This is a genomic window from Bradyrhizobium sp. USDA 4011, from assembly GCF_054063415.1.
The window spans coordinates 3810573-3829097 of the sequence record NZ_JBSSGG010000001.1 but is presented as its reverse complement, the minus strand read 5'-3'; the positions used below and the strand labels follow the sequence as shown (position 1 = coordinate 3829097).

Annotated in this window: 18 protein-coding genes; 7 read left to right on the top strand and 11 right to left on the bottom strand. The window is 65.1% G+C overall.

Features of this window, described 5'->3' with window-relative positions:
* Position 1 precedes the first annotated feature (1 nt).
* The 5 genes from ACVW1C_RS17880 to ACVW1C_RS17860 are packed head-to-tail and all read right to left on the bottom strand — an operon-like array spanning position 2 to position 2883.
* Positions 2 to 430: an EamA family transporter gene (locus ACVW1C_RS17880; RefSeq protein ID WP_456759551.1), complete on the bottom strand. Its 429-nt coding sequence runs from the start codon at positions 428 to 430 to the stop codon at positions 2 to 4.
* Positions 427 to 897: a DUF1178 family protein gene (locus ACVW1C_RS17875; RefSeq protein ID WP_456759550.1), complete on the bottom strand. Its 471-nt coding sequence runs from the start codon at positions 895 to 897 to the stop codon at positions 427 to 429. The genes ACVW1C_RS17880 and ACVW1C_RS17875 overlap by 4 nt, the downstream gene beginning before the upstream one ends.
* Positions 894 to 1772: a carbon-nitrogen hydrolase family protein gene (locus ACVW1C_RS17870; RefSeq protein ID WP_092120177.1), complete on the bottom strand. Its 879-nt coding sequence runs from the start codon at positions 1770 to 1772 to the stop codon at positions 894 to 896. Before ACVW1C_RS17870 ends, ACVW1C_RS17875 begins: the two co-directional genes overlap by 4 nt.
* Positions 1772 to 2044, bottom strand: coding sequence for a glutaredoxin 3 (grxC, locus tag ACVW1C_RS17865; protein ID WP_456759549.1), 273 nt, complete (start codon positions 2042 to 2044; stop codon positions 1772 to 1774). Before grxC ends, ACVW1C_RS17870 begins: the two co-directional genes overlap by 1 nt.
* 29 nt (positions 2045 to 2073) lie before the next feature.
* Entirely contained in the window at positions 2074 to 2883 is an 810-nt protein-coding gene (locus ACVW1C_RS17860; protein ID WP_456759548.1) for a ComF family protein, read from the bottom strand.
* Between the two features lie 78 nt (positions 2884 to 2961).
* Here ACVW1C_RS17860 and ACVW1C_RS17855 point away from each other — a divergent pair, with 78 nt between their 5' ends.
* Positions 2962 to 3804, top strand: a complete 843-nt coding sequence (locus tag ACVW1C_RS17855) for a methyltransferase domain-containing protein (protein ID WP_456759547.1) — start codon at positions 2962 to 2964, stop codon at positions 3802 to 3804.
* A 463-nt stretch (positions 3805 to 4267) separates the two neighbouring features.
* On the opposite strand, the gene ACVW1C_RS17850 is transcribed toward ACVW1C_RS17855, so the two are convergent.
* Together ACVW1C_RS17850 and ACVW1C_RS17845 are read right to left on the bottom strand one after the other, a co-directional pair.
* Entirely contained in the window at positions 4268 to 4678 is a 411-nt protein-coding gene (locus tag ACVW1C_RS17850) for a (deoxy)nucleoside triphosphate pyrophosphohydrolase (RefSeq protein WP_050630700.1), read from the bottom strand.
* On the bottom strand, positions 4660 to 4857 hold the full coding sequence (locus ACVW1C_RS17845; protein WP_456759546.1) for a hypothetical protein: 198 nt from the start codon (positions 4855 to 4857) through the stop codon (positions 4660 to 4662). Before ACVW1C_RS17845 ends, ACVW1C_RS17850 begins: the two co-directional genes overlap by 19 nt.
* Between ACVW1C_RS17845 and ACVW1C_RS17840 the strand changes: the two genes are divergently transcribed.
* Positions 4856 to 6205 carry a TadE/TadG family type IV pilus assembly protein gene (locus ACVW1C_RS17840; RefSeq protein WP_456759545.1) on the top strand — a complete coding sequence of 450 codons (1350 nt, stop codon included), beginning with the start codon at positions 4856 to 4858 and terminating at the stop codon, positions 6203 to 6205. The two genes, ACVW1C_RS17845 and ACVW1C_RS17840, sit on opposite strands and share 2 nt — an antisense overlap.
* Before the next feature lie 160 nt (positions 6206 to 6365).
* On the opposite strand, the gene argJ is transcribed toward ACVW1C_RS17840, so the two are convergent.
* Positions 6366 to 7607 (bottom strand): bifunctional glutamate N-acetyltransferase/amino-acid acetyltransferase ArgJ, encoded by a 1242-nt coding sequence (gene argJ, locus ACVW1C_RS17835; RefSeq protein ID WP_456759544.1) that lies wholly within the window; start codon positions 7605 to 7607, stop codon positions 6366 to 6368.
* Positions 7608 to 7959: 352 nt separating this feature from the next.
* Positions 7960 to 8898, bottom strand: a complete 939-nt coding sequence (locus ACVW1C_RS17830) for a peptidylprolyl isomerase (protein WP_176396250.1) — start codon at positions 8896 to 8898, stop codon at positions 7960 to 7962.
* 379 nt (positions 8899 to 9277) lie between these two features.
* Here ACVW1C_RS17830 and secA point away from each other — a divergent pair, with 379 nt between their 5' ends.
* Entirely contained in the window at positions 9278 to 12142 is a 2865-nt protein-coding gene (secA, locus tag ACVW1C_RS17825) for a preprotein translocase subunit SecA (RefSeq protein WP_456759543.1), read from the top strand.
* 57 nt (positions 12143 to 12199) lie between these two features.
* Here secA and ACVW1C_RS17820 read toward each other — a convergent pair whose 3' ends face one another.
* Positions 12200 to 12634, bottom strand: coding sequence for a VOC family protein (locus ACVW1C_RS17820; protein WP_173640120.1), 435 nt, complete (start codon positions 12632 to 12634; stop codon positions 12200 to 12202).
* Between the two features lie 352 nt (positions 12635 to 12986).
* On the opposite strand from ACVW1C_RS17820, the gene ACVW1C_RS17815 reads away from it, so the two are divergent.
* Both ACVW1C_RS17815 and ACVW1C_RS17810 read left to right on the top strand, forming a co-directional pair.
* Positions 12987 to 15047 (top strand): hypothetical protein, encoded by a 2061-nt coding sequence (locus ACVW1C_RS17815; RefSeq protein WP_456759542.1) that lies wholly within the window; start codon positions 12987 to 12989, stop codon positions 15045 to 15047.
* Positions 15048 to 15100: 53 nt separating this feature from the next.
* Positions 15101 to 15421, top strand: a complete 321-nt coding sequence (locus tag ACVW1C_RS17810; protein ID WP_456759541.1) for a hypothetical protein — start codon at positions 15101 to 15103, stop codon at positions 15419 to 15421.
* A gap of 14 nt (positions 15422 to 15435) precedes the next feature.
* On the opposite strand, the gene ACVW1C_RS17805 is transcribed toward ACVW1C_RS17810, so the two are convergent.
* On the bottom strand, positions 15436 to 15879 hold the full coding sequence (locus tag ACVW1C_RS17805) for a MarR family winged helix-turn-helix transcriptional regulator (protein WP_038387042.1): 444 nt from the start codon (positions 15877 to 15879) through the stop codon (positions 15436 to 15438).
* 178 nt (positions 15880 to 16057) lie between these two features.
* Here ACVW1C_RS17805 and ACVW1C_RS17800 point away from each other — a divergent pair, with 178 nt between their 5' ends.
* Both ACVW1C_RS17800 and ACVW1C_RS17795 read left to right on the top strand, forming a co-directional pair.
* Positions 16058 to 17239, top strand: coding sequence for a substrate-binding domain-containing protein (locus ACVW1C_RS17800; protein ID WP_456759540.1), 1182 nt, complete (start codon positions 16058 to 16060; stop codon positions 17237 to 17239).
* Positions 17240 to 17331: 92 nt separating this feature from the next.
* Complete coding sequence (locus ACVW1C_RS17795) at positions 17332 to 18492, top strand: substrate-binding domain-containing protein (protein ID WP_456763111.1); 1161 nt, start codon at positions 17332 to 17334, stop codon at positions 18490 to 18492.
* Positions 18493 to 18525: the final 33 nt, after the last annotated feature.

Sequence of the window (18525 nt, the reverse complement as noted above, 5' to 3'; positions counted from 1 at the left end):
ATTACCCCTTCACCGCGATCAGCACCGCGCCGGCCGAGATCAGCGCGATCCCGATCCAGCCATAGGCCGACGGGCGCTCGCCGAGGAACACGGCGCCGAACAGCGCCACCAGCACCACGCTGAGCTTGTCGATCGGCGCGACAAGTGTGGCGGGCCCGAGCTTGAGCGCGCGGAAATAGCAGATCCACGACGCGCCGGTGCCGAGCCCGGACAGCAGCAGGAACAGCCAGCTCTTGCCCGAGATCGGTCCGGCCTGGGTGAATTGCCCGGTCGCGAACAGGATGGCCGACAGCGTGATCAGCACGATCAGGGTGCGGATCAGGGTGGCGAGATCGGAGTTGATGCCCTCGACGCCGACCTTGGCGAAGATCGCGGTTAGGGCGGCGAAAATAGCCGAAAGGAACGCCCAGACCTGCCAGGTCGCGGTCAATTCCGGTCTTCCGGCAGCGTCGGCAGCGGTGAGACCTCGACGCCTTCGTCGATCAGCGCGCGCGCCTCCTCGGGAGAGGCCTCGCCATAGATCGGCCGGTGCTCGATATCGCCGTAATGCATCTTGCGCGCCTCGTTCGGGAAGCGGTCGCCGACATTGTCGGCGTTCTTCACGATGTGGTCGCGCAGTTCCTTCAGCTTGCTGCGCAGCTCGCGCTCCTGCGCCATCATCAGCGACGTCGATTCGGCAGGCGCCGCCTCGACGGGGGCGGCCGGTGCCGGTCGGGCCGGTTCGCGGCCCTTCTTGCTGACGATTTGCGGCGCCATGATCGCGCGCTCGATCTTATCGGAGCCGCAGGACGGGCAATCGATCAGGTGACGCCGCTCCTGCGATTCATAGGCCGACGAGCTCTGGAACCAGCTCTCGAACTGATGGCCGCGCTCGCAGCGCAGCGTGTAGCGGATCATGCCGAACCCCGGACGAGGTGCAGATGCTCCGGGCCGGCCTTGGGGTCGGCGATGCCGAAACGCCTGCCGTGCTGAAGTGAAGGGATGGTCTTGCGCGCGGTCTCAACCTTGGAAGGATCGATCTCGGCCAGGAACACGCCGGGCTCGACGCCGCCCTCGGCGAGGATCTCGCCCCAGGGGTCGATGATCAGCGAATGCCCGAAGGTCTCGCGCTTGTTCTCATGCAGGCCGGCCTGCGCCGCAGCGAACACGAAGCAGCCGGTCTCGATGGCACGGGCGCGCAGCAGCGTATGCCAATGCGCTTCGCCGGTCTTGCGGGTGAAGGCGGACGGCACGGTGAGGAACGACGCGCCGGCCTCGGCAAGCGCGCGATACAGCGCCGGGAAGCGCACGTCGTAGCAGATCGTCAGTCCGATCCGGCCCCAGGGCAGGTCGGAGATCACGGCGGTCTCGCCGGGCTGGTAGTTGGCCGATTCGCGATAGCTCTCGCCGCCCGGCAGATCGATGTCGAACATATGGATCTTGTCGTAGCTCGCGAGCACATTGCCTTCGGGCCCGATCAGGAACGAGCGGTTGACCGCCTTCTCCGGCGAGTAGCGCAGCGCCAGCGAGCCGATATGCAGATGGATTTTCAGCTCGGCGGCCAGCGCGCGATAGGCCTGCAGCGACTTGTCGTCCTCTTCGCTCGCCAGATGCTCGAACAGCGCCTTGCGGTTCAGCTGCATCATGTTGCTGACCTCGGGGGTCAGCACGTATTTGGCGCCCTGCGCCGCCGCTTCGCGGATCAGCCGCGTGCCCTGCTCCAGGCTCGGCTCCGGCAGCAATCCGGTGCGCATCTGCACCATGGCGGCGGTGAAAATGTTGTCCGTGCTCATCAGGCGCCGCCTCCGTTGCTGAGCAGGCCATCGAGCTTGCCCTCGCGATCGAGCGCGTAGAGCTCGTCGCAGCCGCCGACATGGGTCGTGCCGATGAATATCTGCGGGAAGGTCGCCCCGGTGCCGGCGCGGTCGTACATCTCGTCGCGATAGGACGGGTTGCTGGCGACGCTCAGTTCGGTGAACGCAGCGTTCTTGCGCGTCAAAAGTGATTTGGCCGCGGTGCAATAGCCGCAGCCCGGGCGGGTGTAGATTTCGATGGCAGCGGTCATGGTGCGCTCGGTTGAACCTGAATGACAGATTATATGGGAGCGCGGTGGGTATCGACAACCCGGGCAAACACCAGCACATCGACCTGCGCGGCTTTGGCGCGCAACAGCGCCCTTGCGCAGGCATCCACTGTGGCGCCCGAGGTCAGGACGTCGTCGACCAGGATCACGCGGCGGCCCTGGATGTGAGCCTTGCGTTCATCGGTGACCCCGAATGCGCCCTGCACATTGCTGGCGCGGTCCTTGCGCGACAACCCGATCTGCTGCTCGGTGGCGCGGGTGCGCCGCAGCGCCTCGGAGACCATTTTGACGCCGCTCTGGCGCGCGATCACCTTGGCCAGCGCGCCGGACTGGTTGTAGCGCCGGCTCCAGCCGCGCCGCCAGTGCAGTGGAACCGGCACCAGCATGTCGGCGCCTTGGAGCAATTCCTTCCCCGCCCGCGCCATCCAGCGGCCCATCGTCGGCGCCAGATCGGTGCGATCCTGGTATTTCAATGCGTGCACCAGGGTGCGCGCGACGTCGTCATAGCGCACCGCGGCACGGGCGCGCTGGTAGGCGGGCGGATGGGCGATCGCCTCCATCGACAGCAGCTCGGGTCCGGGATCGTAGACAAAGGGAATGCCGAGCCGCGGGCAGAACGGCGGCGCGATGAACGACAATTTGGCCCAGCAGGCCGCGCAGACGCCCTCGCCATCGACCGGCTCGCGGCAGGACACGCACAGCGTCGGCAGCGCGATGTCGAGCGCCAGCCGCGCGGTACGCAGCCACGCGCCGCCGACCGTGCCGAGCGCACGCTGAATGTGACCGGAAATGGAGCGTGTCGGTGATGCCTCGGCGTCCATGGCTGATGAGGCTAGCGTTTGAGCCGCACGGGCTCAAGGCGCATTGCCTGCGGCGGCGGTCCGGCGTAACCAGCGCGGATGGCAACGACCCCGGCCACGGCCCCGATCCTGTTCGATCGCGCATTGCTTGGCGCGCGGCTGGCGCGCGCGCGGCGCGAGGGGGCGGCGACGTTCCTGCTCGAGCGTGCCAGCGAAGACATGGCCGACCGCTTGCAGGCGGTATCGCGCAGCTTTGCTTCAGCGGCCGATGTCTGGACGCCGGGTGATGGGATCACGGAGGCCCTGCGCGGACGTGTCGCGGCGGTCGATGCGATCGGCTTCAGCGAGGCGGAAGCGCTCGGGCTGCTGCCGGAATCGCTCGATCTCGTGGTCTCGGCGCTCGCCTTCCAGTTCGTCAACGATCTGCCGGGCGTGCTGGCGCAAATCCGCCGGGTGCTGAAGCCGGATGGGCTGCTGCTCGCTGCGATGCTCGGCGGCGATACGCTGACCGAGCTCAGGCAAAGCTTTGCCGCGGCGGAGGCGGAGTGCGAGGGCGGGGTGTCGCCGCGCGTTGTGCCATTCGCCGATCTGCGCGACATCGGCGCGCTGTTGCAGCGGGCCGGCTTCGCGCTGCCGGTGACCGACGTCGACCGCGTCGTGGTGCGCTATTCAAGCGCGTTCGCGCTGATGGCTGACCTCAGGCGGATGGGCGCGACCAATGTGCTGCGCGAGCGCCGTCACACTCCGACCCGCCGCGCCACCATGCTGCGCATGGCGCAGATCTATGCCGAACGCTTCGCCGATGCCGACGGCCGCATCCGCGCCACCTTCGACATCGTCTGGCTGTCCGGCTGGGCGCCGCACGACAGCCAGCCGAAGCCGCTGAAGCCCGGCTCGGCGAAAGCGAGTTTGGAGGCGGCAGTGAAGCAAGTGAAGCGTTAGGCGCGCGCGGTGCTAGGGCTCCCTCTCCCCTTGCGGGAGAGGGTGGGGGAGAGGGGTGGCCCCGGGCGACATACTAGTGTGATCATCGCTTTCGCAATTTTGCACTCGTCTTCGAGATGTATGCTGAGAGAGCGCGCCGCGTGGCACCCCTCTCCCCAGCCCTCCCCCGCAAGGGGGGAGGGAGCCCGTCCATTGTGCGTCCCTTACGGTGGTTTGCTCATCGCGCGCCGGCGAAATCTTTGCTTCGGCGTCTCTTAGAGACTGCCGCCGAAGGCGGCCGACGCTTCCCCGCAAGCGGGAAGGAGCGTGCCTGCAAAATTTCGGAATATTGGAAAAATACCCGTGAGTTGCCCGACGTGTCAAGCAGCCCGGTCGAACGCCGGCCACCGCCGGCTCCTTTGCATGGGGTTGTTTTCGATATTTTGACAGCGCGCCTCCCTCGCAAGCGGGGAGGCGAAGAAGGTCACAGCAACAGATCCATCAGATGCGGCAGCAGCGGAATGTCCGCCGGCGGCATCGGGTAGTCGCGCAGCTTGCCGGCGCGGACCCAGGCGAGGTTCTGGCCCTCGCGCGCCACCGCCATGCCCTCCCAGCGCCGGCAGATGTAGAGCGGCATCAGCAAATGGAAGGTCTCGTAGGCATGGCTGGCGAAGGTCAGCGGTGCGAGGCACGGCTCGCTCACGGTGATGCCGATCTCCTCGTGCAGCTCGCGGATCAGGGTCTGTTCCGGCCGCTCGCCGGGCTCGATCTTGCCGCCGGGGAATTCCCACAGCCCCGCCAACGCCTTGCCTTCGGGACGCTGCGCCAGCAGCACGCGCTTGTCGGCATCGACCAGCGCGCAGGCGACGACGAGGGTCAGCTTGATGTCAGCCATGCAGCACGAATGTTCCTTCTGATGTTGCAAGCTTTCATTAACCAGCAACGCGCCGTCAGCCAAACGATTTGTGCCTGTGCGCTTTTTCTGCATTCGCGATAAGTCGGCCTTAATGCGCAGCCGGCAGGGTGAAGGTCCTGATTTATCAGCTCATCATTTTCTCTGCCGATATAACCCATGCGCACCTTGCTCCGGACCGTCAGCCGTTTCCGCCGCGATCGCTCCGGCAACATCGCGATGATCTTCGGCCTCGCCCTGCTGCCGCTCATGGTCGCGGTCGGATGTGCGGTCGACTATTCCTGCGCCAATCAGATCCGCAGCAAGCTGATATCCGCCGCCGACGCGGCGAGCGTCGGATCGGTTGCCAAAGCATCGCCCGGCTTCATCGCGGCCGGCGCCATGACCTCGGACGGCGAGATTTCGGCCGGCGAGGCCGACGCGAGGAAGATCTTCAACGGCAACGTCCTCAACCAGAACGGCTTCACGCTGACCAGCGTGACGCCGACCATGACCAAGAGCGGCGGCACCATCACCTCGACGGTCCAATTCACCGCAGATGTCCCGACCATGTTCCTCGGCGTGTTGGGGCGGAGCAAGGTGTCGGTGTCGGGCACCTCGACCTCGACCGCGAACATGCCGCTCTATATCGATTTCTATCTGCTGCTCGACAATTCGCCGTCGATGGGGGTCGGCGCCACGCCGACGGACGTCGCCAAGCTGGTCACGGCCACCACCGGCAACAGCTTCAAACCGAACGACCAGTGCGCCTTCGCCTGCCACGACTACAACGACCCCAACAACTACTACAATTTGGCGAAATCGCTTGGCGTCACGACGCGGATCGACGTGCTTCGCAGCGCGACCCAGCAATTGATGGACACCGCGGCGGCGACCCAGACCTATTCGAGCCAGTTCCGGATGGCGATCTATGACTTCGGCGCGTCCTCGAAGACCTATGGACTGCGAAGTCTGTTCTCGCTGTCGTCAAGCCTGTCGAGCGCGAAGTCGGCGGCCGGCAACATCGATCTGATGGGCGTCTACGGCAACAACGATGCCTACACCGCGGACAAGGACAGCCAGTTCACCACGATTTTCCCCCAGATCAACAACGCGATCGCAAACCCGGGCGCGGGCACGTCGTCGGCGCCGCTCAAATATCTGTTCTTCGTATCCGACGGGGTCGCCGACGAGCCGAATTCAAGCTGCCTGAAGCCGATCACCGGCAGCAATCGCTGCCAGTCGCCGATCAATCCGGCGCTCTGCGATGCGATCAAGAAGCGCAACATCAAGATCGCGGTGCTCTACACCACCTATCTGCAACTGCAGACCAACAACTGGTACATGACCTGGATCGATCCGTTCAATCAGGGCCCGTTCGGCCCCTCGCCGAACAGCCAGATCGCGCAGAACATGCAGGCCTGTGCGTCGCCGGGCTTCTATTTCGAGGTCAGCCCGACGCAAGGCATCGCGGACGCGATGAATGCGCTGTTCAAGAAGGCAGTCGCCGACGCGCGGATCAGCAGTTAAGGCCGCGAGTCTTATCTCTCACCGTCACCCTGAGGAGGCCGCGAAGCGGCCGTCTCGAAGGGTCGACGGCCCGGCTGATGGCCGTGCATCCTTCGAGACGCGCTACGCGCTCCTCAGGATGACGGGTCCGATACTTCGCCCTTCGCAATAACGGAGAACCCTACGACCGGTAATCGCCGTTGATCGCGACGTATTCCTTGGTGAGGTCGCAGGTCAGCACCCGGTCTCTCGCCTTGCCGAGGCCGAGCGCGACCTTGATCTGGATCTTCGGCGCTTTCATCGCCTCCGATACTTCTTTCTCATTGTAGGACGGATCGCGCGCGCCGCTCCTGGCGACGCGGATGCCGTTGAAGGAGATCGAGAGCTTGTCGCGGTTGGCGGGCTCGCCGGCCTTGCCGACCGCCATCACCACGCGGCCCCAATTGGCGTCCTCGCCCGCGATCGCGGTCTTCACCAGCGGCGAATTGGCGATCGACATCGCGATCTTGCGCGCCGACGGCTTTGTCGTCGCGCCCTCGACCACGACCTCGACCAGCTTGCGCGCGCCTTCGCCGTCGCGCGCCACCTGTTCGGACAGATTGGCGAGGATCTGCTGGAACGCCTTGGTGAAGGCCTTCAGGCGCGGGTCGCTGGCGCGCGAAATCTTCGGCGCGCCATTGGCTGCAGCGGCACCGGTCGCAAATGCGAGCAACGTGTCCGAGGTCGAGGTGTCGCCGTCGATGGTCAGCGCATTGAAGGTGTCCTCGACGCCGGCCTTGAGCAGGGATTGCAGCACGGATGCCGACAGCGGCGCGTCGGTGAAGACGAAGGACAGCATGGTCGCCATGTCGGGCATGATCATGCCGGCGCCCTTGGCCATGCCGTTGATCGTCACCTTGGCCTTGCCGAGCTTGACGGTCGCGGTGGCGACCTTCGGGAAGGTGTCGGTGGTCATGATCGCCTTGGCCGCGTCCATCCACAGATCGGGGGTCGCGGTCTCCGCGAGCTGCGCCAGCACGCCGTCGAACTTGGTGGCGTCGAGCGGCTCGCCGATCACGCCGGTGGAGGCAAGGAACACGTCCGCCGTCGAACAGCCGACCGCCTTCGCCGCGATCTGCGCGGTCAGCGCGGTGGACGCCTTGCCGGTCTTGCCGGTGAAGGCGTTGGCGTTGCCGGAATTGACCACCAGCGCGCGCGCAGCCCCGCCCTTCAGCTTGGCGCGGCACCATTCGACCGGCGCCGACGGGCACTTCGACTTGGTGAAGACGCCGGCCACCGTGGTGCCCTTGTCCAGCAGCGCGAGCAGCACGTCGGTGCGGCCCTTGTAGCGGATGCCGGCGGCAGCGGTCGCAAGCCGCACACCCGCGATCACGGGCATCTCGGGAACGTCGGGCGGGGCGAGGGGGGAGACGGCGGTGGACATGAGAGGCTTCCGGCTACGGGGAGGGAAGCGCTGCATAACATCTCGCCGGCTGAAGCGGGAGAGGGCGCGGGTGCGATTGCGGCTGTCACTAATTGTTCAAAGAACTTGGTCCGGGCCGCCTCCAACCTCCCCTTGAAAAGGGGAGGTCGCTTTGCTCGAAGAGCAAAGCGGGTGGGGATCCGCTCTCTCCGCGAGCAGTGTCGCCCGTGGCTGACCCCCATCCCGATCTTCCCCCTTTCAGGGGGAAGGAGAAGAGTTCGCAACCCGTTGGCTTCATCGGGCTACGGTTCACCGCAAAAGCAAATGGCCGGGACATGCCCGGCCATCGCAACTGCAACAACGTTCGCGAAGCTTACTTCTTCGCCGGCGCCATCTTGTTGTCGGCGGGCTTCGGCGCGTCCTTGGCGGCATCCGCCGGCGCCGTCGCGTCCTTGGCCGTCTCGGCTGGCTTGTCCAGGCGCTCGACCTTGGCGGCCTCGCGCAGCTTGGCGACATAATCGGCCTGCGCCTTGCGGGTCACATAGGTCTCGATCTGGGCCTTCACCTGCTCGAAGTCGGGCGCCTTGCGGTTGCGCTTTTCCTCGACCTTGATGATGTGCCAGCCGAACTGCGACTTGACCGGATCGGAAATCTTGCCCGGCTCGAGCGTGAAGGCGACCGCGGAGAATTCCGGCACCATCTGCTCCTTGGTGAAGAAGCCGAGGTCGCCGCCGTCGGAGGCGCCGGGATCCTTGGACTTCTTCTTGGCGAGCTCGGCGAAGTCCGCGCCCTTGTCGAGCTCGGCCTTGATCGCCTTGGCTTCGTCCTCGGTCTCGACCAGGATGTGGCGGGCGCGCACTTCCTGCTCGCCGGTGATCTGCTTGGAGGCCTCTTCATAGACCTTCTTCATGGCGTCGTCGGTGGTCGCGGCCTTGCCCTCGCTGGCAAGCAGGCTGTCCATCAACAGGCGGTTGCGGGTGAAGGCGAGCCGCTTCTTGAAGTCGTCGTTGTTCTCGATCTTCTTGTCCTCGGCGGCCTTGGACACGATCTTCATGTCAATCAGGAAGGACAGCACGTTGTCCTTCTTGGTCGCGGGGTCCATCTGCGCCAGGCTCGGGCCGAGTTCCTCCTCGGCGAGCGCGACGTCGCTGGCATGGATCTCGGAACCGTTCACCTTCGCCAGCACCGGGTCGGATTCCGCGGCGCGGACCGGGAGGCCGGCAGCCAGCACTGCGACAAGACAGCCCGTGGCGGCCAGGGTGGCGAGGCCGAGGCGCAGGCCGGTTTTGGTTTCCGGAGGCGAGGTGGTCATGCAAAATCCTTGGTCTAAAGGGGGGAAGCTCGAGCGGGGCGGACACTCGCCCAATCGTGTTACATTGGCAACGCGAAAGTCTTGTCAAAATGATGAATTCCTTGACATCTTGGCGGCGTTGACAACCCCCCGACCGGGCCATATCTCTGGCCGACCGTGTCAGCGGTGAGAGCGCTTATTTTGCTGCGTTTTTCGCCGTTGAACCCAGGATGGCCTGTTTCCCACTCAATTGGCTAGGGAGCCCCGGGTCGGGGCTCGAACCGTAGCGCGTCACGGTGAGTTGATAGGCAATCCGGCGGACCGTCTCAGGCTGTATTCCAAGACTGAAACTCAAGACTGAACCAAGACCGAACTCGAGACCGAAGAACAGGAATTTCGCATGATCGGCGCGCTCGCCCGCAAGTTTTTCGGCTCCGCCAACGACCGTCGGGTCAAGGGGTATCAGTCCCGCGTCAGCGCCATCAACGCCCTGGAGCCCGAACTCGTCAAACTGACGGACGACCAGCTCAAGGCCCGCACCGCCGAATTCAAGCAGCAGCTCGCCAGCGGCAAGACGCTGGACGACATCCTGGTTCCGGCCTTCGCCACGGTGCGCGAGGCGGCCAAGCGGACGCTCGGCCAGCGCCATTTCGACGTCCAGCTGATCGGCGGCATGGTGCTGCACGAGGGCGACATCGCCGAGATGAAGACCGGCGAAGGCAAGACGCTGGTCGCGACGCTCGCGGTCTACCTCAACGCGCTCGCCGGCAAGGGCGTCCACGTCGTCACCGTCAACGACTACCTCGCCCGCCGCGACTCCGGCTGGATGGGCCAGATCTATTCGTTCCTGGGGCTGACCACCGGCGTGATCGTGCACGGCCTCGACGACGCCGAGCGCAAGGCCGCCTATGCCTGCGACATCACCTACGGCACCAACAATGAATACGGCTTCGACTACCTGCGCGACAACATGAAGTACCGCCTGGAGGACATGGTCCAGCGCGAGCATTTCTACGCGATCGTCGACGAAGTGGACTCCATCCTGATCGACGAAGCGCGCACGCCGCTGATCATCTCCGGCCCGCTCGACGACCGGTCGGATTTCTACAACACCATCGACACCTTCATGCCGAAGCTCGTCAAGAAAGACGACTACGAGGTCGACGAGAAGCAGCGCACGGTGACGCTGACCGAAGGCGGCATGGAGAAGCTGGAGAACCTGCTGCGCGACGCCGGCCAGCTCAAGGGCGAGTCGCTGTACGACGTCGAGAACGTCTCCGTCGTGCATCACGTCAACCAGGCGCTGCGCGCGCACACGCTGTTCACGCGCGACAAGGATTACATCGTTCGCGACGACGAGGTCATCATCATCGACGAGTTCACCGGACGTATGATGCAGGGCCGGCGCTATTCGGAAGGGCTGCACCAGGCGCTGGAAGCCAAGGAGCACGTCACGGTCCAGCCCGAGAACCAGACGCTGGCCTCGATCACCTTCCAGAACTATTTCCGGATGTACCAGAAGCTGTCCGGCATGACCGGCACGGCGCTGACCGAAGCCGACGAACTGTTCGACATCTACAAGCTCGAGGTCGTGGAGATCCCGACCAACCTGCCGGTGGCGCGTCTCGACGAGGACGACGAGGTCTATCGCACCCAGAACGAGAAATACGCCGCGATCCTTGCCGAGATCGAGCGCGCCAACAAGCGGTTGCAGCCGGTGCTGGTCGGCACGGCGTCGATCGAGAAGTCGGAAGTGCTGGCCGAGTACCTCAAGAAGCACGGCTACAAGCAGATCGACTTCACCTCCGAGTCCGGGATGGAGAAGCTCTACGCCGCGGCGCGCGCGGGCAAGCCTGCAAAGCTGTTCGCGGTGCTGAACGCGCGCTTCCACGAGCAGGAAGCCTATATCGTCGCGGAAGCCGGTGTGCCGGGCGCGATCACGATCGCGACCAACATGGCCGGCCGCGGCACCGACATCAAGCTCGGCGGCTCGCTTGAGATGCGGATCCAGCAGGAGACCGCCGCGATCACCGACGAGGCCGAGAAGGCCAGGAAGATCGAGCTGATCAAGGCCGACATCGAACGCTTCCGCGAGCTGGTGCTGAAGGCGGAAGAGGATTTCGAGGTCGAGCCCGCCAAGGGCAACAAGCCCGCCAAGACGGTGAAGAAGCCGGGCGGCCTCTACATCATCGGCTCCGAGCGCCACGAATCCCGCCGCATCGACAACCAGCTGCGCGGCCGTTCCGGCCGTCAGGGCGACCCCGGCCGCTCCAAGTTCTTCCTGTCGCTGGAAGACGACCTGATGCGCATCTTCGGCTCCGACCGGCTCGACAGTATGCTGCAGCGGCTCGGCTTGCAGGAAGGCGAAGCCATCATCCATCCCTGGATCAACAAGGCGCTGGAGAAGGCCCAGCAGAAGGTCGAGGCGCGCAACTTCGACATCCGCAAGAACCTCTTGAAGTTCGACAACGTCCAGAACGACCAGCGCAAGGTGATCTTCGACCAGCGCATCGAGCTGATGAAGGACGACAGCGTCGTCGAGACCGTGACCGACATGCGCCACGCCTTCGTCGAGGACGTGGTCGCCAAGCACATCCCCGAGCACGCCTATGCCGAGCAGTGGGACACCGCCGGCCTCAAGGAAGAGCTGAAGCGCGTGCTCGACGTCGACCTGCCGGTCGACGAATGGGCCAAGGAAGAGGGCATCGCCGACGAGGAGCTGCTCAACCGCATCGAGAATCATGTCGACGAGCGCATGGCGGCGAAGGTCGCGCAATGGGGCCCCGACGTGATGCGTTACGTCGAGAAGACCATCCTGTTGCAGACGCTCGACCATCTCTGGCGCGAGCACCTGATCATGCTCGACCATCTGCGCCAGGTGATCGGCCTGCGCGGCTACGGCCAGCGCGATCCGTTGCAGGAGTACAAGACCGAGGCCTTCAATCTCTTCCAGGAGATGAGCGCGCATCTGCGCGAGGCGGTCACCGCGCAGCTGATGAGGGTCGAGATCGTGCCGCCGGACGAGCCTGCGATGCCGCTGCCGCCGATGGAAGCGCACAAGCTCGATCCCCACACCGGCGAGGACGAGTTCGCGCAGGCTCGCCTGACCGAAGCCACCTACGCCCAGGCCTCGCTGGCGCCGGGCATGCCGGCCGCCGACCGCAATCCGAATGACCCGGCAAGCTGGGGCAAGGTCGGCCGCAACGAGGACTGCCCCTGCGGCTCAGGCAAGAAGTACAAGCACTGCCACGGGCGGTACGCGTAAGCCGCCGCAAGCCCTGACGCGGCGGGCGCCTGGCCCGCCGTCCACGCTGCATCGCCGTCAGCCGGCGAAGGCCTTGTCGAGATCGGCGATGATGATCTTCTGCATCTTCAGCATCGCCTGCATCGCGCGATCGGCCGCCTTGCGGTCGGGATCGCCGAGATAGCGGCTCAGCGCCGTCGGGATCACCTGCCAGGACAGGCCGAAGCGGTCCTTGAGCCAGCCGCAGCGCGATTCCTGGCCGCCGTCGGTGAGCTTCTCCCAGAAGTAATCCACCTGCTCCTGGGTCTCGACGCTGAGGAAGAACGACACCGCCTCGTTGAACTTGTGCTGCGGTCCGCCATTGAGCGCGTAGAACCGCTGCCCCTCGAGCTCGAAACTCGCCATGAAATCGCTGACGGTCTCGATCTCGGCGTTGGGAAACACCGATTTGTAGAAGGCGACGGCGTCGCGGACGTTGTTGTCGAGCCAGAGGAACGGCGTGATCGAAGTCATGACGGGGAGATCCTTGTGATCGATGAGGAGGATGAGCCGGAACCGCGCGCGCAGTGATAGCGCATCCGGAGGACGGGCCCGCGACCGGCACTCCGACATGTTGACCGGACTTTTTGTTGGAGCCTCCCGGCATGGCTGTCCGTCGGTGAGGCGGTATTTTCGCGATTTTGGGTTCCCTGGTAACCCTGCGATAAGGCCGCCGACGGTTCAACCACTACTCAAAGTCGGTATTGGCTCGTCCAATCAATCACTTGTTAGTGCTCTGTGCTTCAATATTGCGGGGCGCGTTGGGCGAGCCGCCAACGCGCATCAAAGCGTCTCTTTGATCAGGGCTCGATCAGGAGGTAGCGCCTTGCAGACCGCGACGACGATGCCCGGCCGCTACTATCCGGCGATCTTCGTGCTGGCGTCGGCCACGCTGGCCTATCAGATCCTCATCACCCGCTTCTTCAGCGTGATGGTGCATTACCACTTCGCTTTCGGGGCCATCGCCCTTGCGATGTTCGGGCTGACGCGCGGTGCAATGAAGGTTTATGAGGATTCCACCCGTTATGCGCCGGAGCGTGTGGCGCCGGAATTTGCCCGGCACGCCGCGCGGTTCGCGATCAGCGGCGTCGCTGTCATGTGCGCCTTTCTGTATGCGCCGCTGGTCGTGCCCGACGCATATGCCATGTCTGCGCTCGCCGTGGTGGCGCTGGCTTTCACCATTCCGTTTGCCGAGGGCGGCATCTGCATCACGATTCTTCTGACCCGGCTGCCCTATGTCGGCGGCTGGCTCTACGCTGCCGATCTGGTCGGCGCCGCGGTCGGATGCCTCGGCATCATCTTCGTGCTGCTGGTGATCGATCCGGTCAGCGCGACGCTGTGGATCGGCGCCTGCGCCGCGGCCGTCGGCTGGTTCGTGGTCGGTCACGGCGAAGGCCGAAGCGATGTGCGCCTGAGCCGCAACAGCGCGCTTGGTCTCGCCGCGCTCGCCGCCGTTCACACCGCGCTTGCCGCAACCGGCAGCAGCCATCTTGGCGTGATCTGGGCTAAGGGCACCCCGCAGACCGGAACGTTGTTCGAGCGCTGGAACACCTATTCGCGCATCCGCGTGACCGATCTCGGGCTCACGATGCCGTTCGGCTGGTCCTTCTCGCGCACCCCGGATACCAGGATCGAGCAGCTCTATCTCGACATCGATGCCGACGCGGCGACGCCGATCACCCGCTTCTCCGGCGATCTGACGAAGGTTTCCTATCTCAAGGACGACGTCATCAACGCGCCCTATCTGGTGCAGCAACGGCCGGGCGACGTGGCCGTGGTCGGCGTCGGCGGCGGCCGCGACATCCTCTCCGGCCTCTATTTCGGCGCGCAGCGAATCCACGGCATCGAAATCAATCCCGCGATCTTCGAAGTGCTGACCGACAAGTTCGCCGATTATTCGGGCCATCTCCATCGCCAGCCCGGCGTGTCGCTGGTCAATGCGGAGGCGCGCAGTTACATCAACCATTCGCCCGATCGCTACGACCTGATCCAGATCTCGCTGATCGACACCTGGGCCGCCACCGCAGCCGGCGGGCTGACGCTGACCGAGAACCGGCTCTACACCGTGGAGGCGTGGGACGATTTCTTCCGCGCCTTGAAGCCGGGCGGCATGCTCTCCGTGTCGCGCTGGTACGAACCGACGGTCTATCGCGGCGAGTTCTATCGCCTGATTGCGATCGCGGCCGAGGCGCTGCAGCATCAGGGCGTGCCGATGACCGAACTGTCGCAGCATGTCATTGCGGCGAATGTCGGCAGCGTCGTCACGGTCATGACCCGGCCCGAGGCGTTCACGGCGGTGCAATGGCAGGGCGCGCGCGACCGGCTGGAAGCACAGGGATTCAAGCTGCTGCTCGGGCCGGATATCGCGTATGACAGTGTCACCTCGACGCTTCTATCGGGCAAGGCCGACCAGAGCTTCCTTGATTCATTGCCGGCAAACATCGCGGCCTCGACCGACGACAAGCCATTCTTCTTCTATACCGCGCGACTTGCCGATCTATTTCTCAAGAACGGCTTAGAGGCGCAGAACAACGCCGCGCTCGGCATCATCAAATGGGTGCTCGTCTTCCAGCTCGGCATCTGCATCTACTACATCGGCATTCCCTTCACGCGCCTGATGCGGCGGATGCCGGTGGCCACACTGGTGCCGCCGGTGGCCTATTTCGCAGCGATCGGCATGGGCTTCATGCTGATCGAGATTTCGCAGATGCAACGGCTGATGGTGTTCCTCGGCCACCCGGTCTACGGGCTCAGCGTCGTGCTGTTCACGATCCTGCTGTTCGGCGGCATCGGCAGCGCCACTGTGGGTGCCGCGCCTTCGCGGCCGGCCATGTTGATCGCTCGCCTCGTGGCGCTGGGCGCAACGCTGGTGGCCGCAGCCTGCTGACGCCGGCCGTCACCGCTTGGGCGCGCTCCGCGCCGACCGACATCCGCATCCTGGTGTCGGTCGCGCTGCTGGCGCCGCCGGCTTTCTGCATGGGCATGATGTTTCCGCTGGGCCTCGGCATCTGGCGGCGCCATGACGGGCTGCTGCCTTTCTTCTGGAGCACCAACGGCATCACCTCGATGCTTGCTTCCGTGCTCGGCATGGCGCTGTCGATCCAGTTCGGCATCACCACGACATTCGCACTCGGCGTCTGCTGCTATGCGGTGTGCGCGATCATGATCGTCGGCAACCGGCTGGCCCATCCGGTCGCTGATACCGCCCTCAAGCCGGTACGGCCTGCCGGCCTGGTGGCGCAGGACGAGGTGGCGTCGTAGCGGAGGCTGTTGCCTCAGTTCGCGCTGCCGATCAGGCTTTCCAGCAGGCGCTTGAGCTCGGTGGTCGACTTGTCGCCATAGCTCTCGACGATGTGCTCCTCCTGGCTCACCGCCAGCGAGTTCAGGCGGCGGCACAGCGCCTTGCCTCGGTCGGAGACGAACATCAGCACCTTGCGGCGATCCTTGGGATCCTGCACGCGATAGACCAGCGCGTCCGACACCATGCGGTCGATCATCTTGGTCAGCGTCGGATGGTTGAGCAGCACCGCGTCGGCAAGCTCGCCCATCGAGTGTCCGTTGCCGTCGGACAGCACTTTGAGGATGCGCCACTGCTCGACCGGCACGCCTTCCTTGGCCAGCCGCGTCTCCAACTGCCGGTTGATCTCCCGGTTGGCTTGCGCGAGCAGGTAGGTGAGGTGTTCGGTGATCGGGGAATTTTCTTTCGGCGGTTTAGCCACGGCGTGAGACCTGGTTCCTGACCCGGTGAATGAATGTCCGGCAACTCATGCCATTTCTATATGCACTTCAATTGTTGAATATTCAATATTTTCCCCTAGGATATTCCCCCAACCAAGGGGCGGATGCCGCGACCGCCCGCTGGCTGCGTTGCGTACTGCTTCCCAGACAGGAGTTGGCGTGCTCTCGACGGTCTCCTTCCAGGCGTATGGCGGCATGCCCGTCGCGCCGCCGCACCTGTTTCGAAATCCGTCGTCCTGTGCGGCCGATCTCGCTTTGACCGTCAAGCCGGGCTCCTCGCGCCGTGGCGGCACCGACGGCAAGCTTAGAATCGGCAATTTCATCACCTTCTCAGGCGCGCCCGGGATCTGGGGGCCGATCTCGGCCAACAGCGTCATGCTGGCGGTCGCCGAGATCAACCGGCGCGGCGGCATCCGCGGCCGCGAGGTCGAATTGTCGATGTACGACGCCGGCGGCCCGATCGAGGAGGTGGTGCGCCGCGCCGAGCGGGCGATCGCCTTCGACGAGATCGACGTGATCATGGGCTCGCATATCTCGGCGGTCCGCCTCGCGCTGCGCAAGGTCACGGCCGGCCGCATCCCCTATGTCTACACGCCGGTCTATGAAGGCGGCGAGCGGACGCCCGGCGTGATGGCGATCGGCGAGACGCCGCGCGCCGAAAGCCGTCCGGCGATCCACTGGCTCACCGAGGTCAAGAAGGCGCAGCGCTGGTATTTGATCGGCAGCGACTATGTCTGGCCCTGGCAGTCGCATCGCGCGGTGAAGCGCTACATCAAGGAGGCCGGCGGCCAGGTGGTCGGCGAGGAATTCGTCCCGCTCGGCGAGGACGATCACGAGCCGCATCTGGCGCGGATCCGCGCGGCCCGGCCCGATGTCGTGCTGATCACCCTGATCGGGACCGACAGCATCACCTTCAACCGCGCCTTCGCCGACGCGGGACTCGCCGCCACCACGCTGCGCTATGCCGGCGCGATGGACGAGACCGTGCTGCTCGGCATCGGGCCGGACGCGACCGAGAACCTGTTCTGCGCCTCCGGCTATTTCGGCTGCGTCGATTCGCGCGCCAATGACGAGTTCCAGATCAGCTACCGCGCGATGTTCGGGGCGCTCGCGCCGCCGATCGGCTCGGTCGGACAGTCGAACTACGAGGGGATGCGCTTTCTCGAAGCGGCGGCCAACCGCGCCCGCTCGCTGTCCACGGGGCCGTTGTCCGCCGCGGCGCGCAACCTCGTCTACAGCGGCGCCCGCGGCACCGTCACCATTCGCGATGGCCGTGCCGAAATGCCGATCTATCTTGCCGAGGCCGACGGTCTCGACTTCAATGTGATCAAGACGATCTAGAATGGTACCGTCGCCCGCGAGGGCGATGCCGTGCTCGCCGCGCGGCGTGCCGGTGCCAGACAGGAGCAGGTGTGCATTCGACGCTCAAGGTCATGGCCGGTTGCGGCCTCCCATGCCCGCCATCCCTGCTGTTCAGGAACCTGGCGGCGCCGGCCGATCAGGCGATGTCGCCATCCGACCGCAGCCTGTTGAGGCGGCGCGGGGCAGCCAGCAAGCTCAAGATCGGCGGCTTCGTCTCCTGCACCGGCTCGTCCGGGATATGGGGGCTGTCTGCCACCAGCAGCGCGCAGCTCGCCGTCGCCGAGATCAACCGGCGCGGCGGCATCCTCGGCCGCGAGGTCGAGTTCTCAGTCTACGATGCCGGCGGGCCGCTCGACGAGGTGCTCGACCGCGCCGAGCAGGCGATCGCACTCGACGAAGTCGATCTCATCATGGGCATACACACCAGCGCGGTGCGCCTCGCGCTGCGCAAGCTGACCCGCGACCGCATTCCCTACATCTATTCGTCCCTCTACGAGGGTGGCGAGCGGACGCCGGGCGTAGCCGCAATCGGCGAGACGCCGCGCTGGCAGATACGGCCGTCGATCCACTGGCTGGCTGAGGTCAAGAAGGCCTCGCGCTGGTATCTGATCGGCAGCGACTATGTGTGGGGGTGGCAGTCGCATCGCGCCGTGAAGCGCTACATCAGGGAGACCGGCGGCCAGGTCGTCGGTGAGGAATTCGTGCCCGTCGGCGAGGACAATTATGAGCAACATCTGGCGCGGATTCGCGCGGCAAAGCCCGATGTCGTGCTGATCTCGCTGATCGGCACCGACAGCATCACCTTCAACCGCGCTTTCGCCGCATCCGGGCTCGCCGCCACCACGCTGCGGTTCGGCGGCGGGATGGACGAGACCGTGCTGCTTGGCATGGGCGCCGACAATTCGGAGAACCTGTTCTGCGCCTCGGGCTATTTCCCCGGCCACGGATCGCGCGCCAATGACGATTTCCAAGAGCGCTATCGCGCGATGTTCGGGCCGTTCGCGCCGCCGGTCGGATCGTGCGGCGAGTCAGCCTATGAGGGAGTGTACTTCCTGCAAGCCGCCGCCAACCGCGCCGGCTCGCTGGCGATGCGGCCGCTGCTTACGGCGGCGCGCAACGTCGTTTATCGCGGTGCACGCGGCCCGGTCACGGTTCGCAACGGCCATGCCGAGATGCCGATGTATCTCGCGGAGGCCGATGGGCTCGACTTCAAGGTGATCAAGGCGATCTAGCGTGGCACCGTCGCCCGTGAGGGCGATGCCGTG